We start from the raw sequence: 2122 nt of genomic DNA, 5'->3' as shown, positions 1-2122 counted from the left end.
GCCTTCCTGCCAATGCGCTCAAAGGCACGCGGAAAAAGCGCATAAAAAACGCTGCCTGCATTCATCCAGCGCGGAAGGTTGATTTCCCTGGTCTTCGTCAGCATCCGATCGACGACCTGTTTTGCGACATAGTCAGGCTTAAGCATGAACGCTTTAACATTCTTGACATACGTTCCCTGCTTATCAGCAATGTTAAAGAAATTCGTTTCGATCGGCCCGGGATTGACTGACGTCACATACACATTGTCATCGGCCACCTCCATGCGCAGGCTGTTCGTATAGCCTAGAACAGCATGTTTCGTTGCCGAATAGACACTCGATTTTGGAGTGGCTATCTTGCCGGCCTGAGAAGCGATGTTGATGATATGGCCGCTGCGCCGCTCCTTCATCCCCGGCAGAACCATGGATGTGCAAGCCATCAAACCAACGACATTCACGTCGAACATCGATTTGATTTCGTCGATCTTTGCTTCATGGGCGAGGTCGAATATCCCGAAACCAGCATTGTTGACCAAAATATCCGCGTGCTTTATTTCGTCAATGACCTTAGTGAAAACAGTCCGAATTGCGTCGGTATCAGACACGTCCAATTGATGGACAAATACTTTGACTGAGTGGGTTGATTCCAATTCTTTTTTTAGTAACTCTAATTTTTCAATGCCCCTTGCAAGGAGCACCAGATTCGCTCCCCGTTCGGCGCAAAGCCTGGCAATCTCAGCACCGATTCCTCCTGAAGCTCCAGTAATGATAATATTTTTATCTGTTAACGATGGCACAAGAATTCACCTCATTTGGCTGTGTAAAAGAAGGCTTTCCCTTCTTCCCTGACATTAATTTCATCAAGGGACTGTAAATAATCTAGCTGACCAACTGTTTCAGAAATAGTCAAATTCAACTCACGTTCATAAACTGAAGGGAATAACAGTGTACATATTTGAAAAACAGTAAGTTCCTTGCCTTCGAGCATTTTCTTCACCTGCATGGCCCTGTCATGCTGCCTGGCAAGCCTTTTCTCTATTAATGTGTGCAATTCTGTTATCTCCGCTCCATGCCCAGTGTATACAAGTCCTATCGGAGACTTCAGCAGTTTTTTTAGCGAAGCATTATATTGCACGAGTGGCTTAGGCCGCTCTGAATCGCCTGGAAGCGGCGGCTCAAGCAAAGGGTTGGGCGAAATGCCCGCAAGGATTGTATCTCCTGCAATCATGACCCCATCCTTCTCACGTAAAAGGACGATATGACTCTGCGCATGTCCAGGGGTCTCAATTACTCGCCATCCTGGGAGAGCAGGGGGAACGTCGCCCTCCGTTACTGTACCCGATAAGGACCGGTCACATGAAAACACCAAAGTTTTTTTCATGACTTTAAGGGATGGCAGAAAATATTGCTCGGGAATTCCAAATTGCACAAAAAGCTTTTCATAAAATTTCTTATGCATACTTTCGAACTCAAGAGTCCTGTTGATCCATCTTTCATTAAGCGGGTGGCCGTAAACTTCAAGTTCAGAAGGCAAAAAATCAAGCAATCCAACATGGTCTGGATGGTCGTGTGTTAGGATGACCTGCTCTATATCTTCTGGAGTAAGCTTAAGCTCCGCCAGTTGGGATTTGAAGACCTTCCAGGAATCCTGGGTTTTTGTACCGGCATCGACAAGTGTCAGCCTGTCTCCTTTTATCAGGTAAGCATTTACGTCACCGACAGGAAAAGGCGTCGGCAATGTCAACTTGGCAATACCATCTTTCCATTCTGTCATTTCTTTTCACCTCAAAAATTATATTTATATAAGGTTAACAACCTGTTTGTTTAAAAATTTGTATGTATGTAGTCATATTCATAGGACCCAGCATTTTTTCAATATAAAAATAAGTTTACCTTTAAAGCAGCTAATTGTCATTATTTACACATAATATTTTCAGAAAAAACTAAAAATTACACAATTTCCTCTTGACATTCGGGTTGTCCTTCTTGCATAATCACTATTAAATTTCATGAACATTAAAAAGCACTTGAGCAAGACGAGTAGACAGGAATGGCGAAAGAGAGTGGAGTCCACCGGCTGAAAGGCTCCGCCGCCCTCTTCATGTTGAACCCTACCTTGCGAGCTGCCAGGCAAACCTGGCCG

At 44.4% G+C, this 2122-nt stretch carries 2 protein-coding genes; both read right to left on the bottom strand.

The annotated features are described in order from the left end of the window. Positions 1-776, bottom strand: a 776-nt coding sequence (locus tag WB217_RS06940) for an SDR family NAD(P)-dependent oxidoreductase (RefSeq protein WP_423991919.1), incomplete at its 3' end; no start/stop codon positions are given. 11 nt (positions 777-787) lie between these two features. Beyond that, the gene (locus WB217_RS06935; protein WP_423991917.1) at positions 788-1753 is read right to left on the bottom strand and encodes an MBL fold metallo-hydrolase; all 966 of its coding nucleotides are present in this window, start codon (positions 1751-1753) and stop codon (positions 788-790) included. Positions 1754-2122 lie beyond the last annotated feature (369 nt).

This window comes from Mesobacillus sp., assembly GCF_049588175.1.
Classification (GTDB): domain Bacteria; phylum Bacillota; class Bacilli; order Bacillales; family Cytobacillaceae; genus Mesobacillus.
The sequence above is the reverse complement of the archived record's forward strand: the minus strand, read 5'-3'. Positions and strand labels throughout refer to the sequence as shown.

Coding starts and splice junctions, on each gene's coding strand:
- WB217_RS06935 (WP_423991917.1), bottom strand. CDS start 1,753: ATGACAGAATGGAAAGATGGTATTGCCAAGTTGACATTGCCGACGCCT.